Origin of the sequence: Bradyrhizobium sp., from assembly GCF_049691595.1 — a bacterium.
Classification (GTDB): Bacteria; Pseudomonadota; Alphaproteobacteria; order Rhizobiales; family Xanthobacteraceae; genus Bradyrhizobium.
In genome coordinates, this window is record NZ_JBAVNZ010000290.1 from 1 (window position 1) to 1544 (window position 1544).

General features: G+C 65.2%; 2 protein-coding genes. One reads left to right on the top strand and one right to left on the bottom strand.

The annotated features are described in order from the left end of the window. Nucleotides 1–552: amidase family protein (locus WCE35_RS13080; protein WP_424593770.1), on the top strand; the 552-nt coding region annotated here is incomplete at its 5' end. Between the two features lie 120 nt (nt 553–672). Here the strand turns inward: WCE35_RS13080 and WCE35_RS13085 are convergent. After that, nucleotides 673–1544: zinc-binding dehydrogenase (locus WCE35_RS13085; RefSeq protein ID WP_424593771.1), on the bottom strand; the 872-nt coding region annotated here is incomplete at its 5' end.

The following is a 1544-nucleotide window of genomic DNA, read 5'->3' on the forward strand; positions in this document are numbered from 1 at the left end:
TGGCCGGACTTTGCGGATTCCTCGCGGCTCTATATGCGGATGCTGATGTCGTTTCTCGGGGCGTTCCTCCCGCCGGAAGTGATCGCCGGCGCGCAGGCCGGGGCCGCGCGGCTGGCGGCCGACAACCGAAGCCTCGCCGCCGAGCGGTTGCGGGGCATGACGCTGAGCCACCGCGACTGGGTGCTCGACGACGGCGCACGCGCCCGCCTGCGCGCGCAATGGCGCGAGCTGTTCAAAAGCTTCGATGCGGTGATCTGCCCGGTGATGCCGACGCCGGCCTATCCGCACGATCATTCGCCGCAACAGGAGGCGCGGCGCATCAAGATCGACGGCAAGGACTACGTTTATCCGGATCAGCTGGCCTGGCCCGGCATCGCCACTTTGCCCGGCCTGCCCGCGACCGCGATCCCGACCGGATTTTCACCGGACGGACTGCCGGTCGGCGTCCAGATCGTCGGCCCCTGGCTGGAAGATCGCACACCGCTGAAACTCGCCGAACTGATCGAGCGCGAATTCGGCGGATTCACGCCGCCTCCGATGTTTGATGATTGAAGCGAACCGGAGATGGAGCCAACGCCGTCATTGCGAGCGAAGCGAAGCAATCCAGGCGTCATGTCCGGCCTTGTGCCGGCCATGACGGAAAATCTGACGTCGGCGCGAGCGGCGGTCACATCACGCATCAAACATGATCACGCTGCGCACGGTCTTGCCGGCCTTCATGGCGGCAAAGCCTTCGTTGATCTCCGACAACTTCAACCTGGCCGAGATCCAGTCCTCCAGATGCAGCTTGCCGCGCATGTAGAACTCGACCAGGCGGGGCATGTCGACGCGGAAATGGTTCGAGCCCATCGACGAGCCCTGGATCTTGCGCTCACGCAGGAAATCGAAGCCGTGCAGCTCGATCTTCTGGCCGAACGGGATCATGCCGACGATGGTCGCGGTGCCGCCGGGCGCCAGCATCGCAAAGGCCTGCTCCGCGGTCTCCTTGCGGCCCAGCACCTCGAAGGAATGATGCACGCCGCCACCCGTGAGATCGCGCACCTGCTGCACCACGTCGCCATTGCGGGGATCGACGATGTCGGTGGCGCCGAGCTTGGTGGCGAGCTGCAGCTTGGCCGGATTGGTATCGACCGCGATGATGCGGCCGGCGCCCGCGATCGCGGCGCCGTTGATCGCGGCCATGCCGACGCCGCCGCAGCCGATCACCACCACATTCTCGCCGGCCTGGACTTTTGCCGTGTTCACCACCGCGCCATAGCCCGTGATGACGCCGCAGCCGATCAGCGCCGCCAGTTCGAGCGGCATGTCCTTGCGGATCTTGACGATGGCATTTTCGTGCACCAGCATCTGTTCGGCGAAGGACGAGAGATTGAGGAACTGATGGAGCTTCTCCGACCGCGCCCATGACAACCGATTGGACTGGCCGGGCAGCATTTTTACCGTCGTGTCGGTGCACAGCACGGTGCGGCCGGTGGTGCAGTTGTCGCAGGTGCCGCAGAACACCGACAGGCAGGTCACGACGTGGTCGCCGGGCTTCACATAGG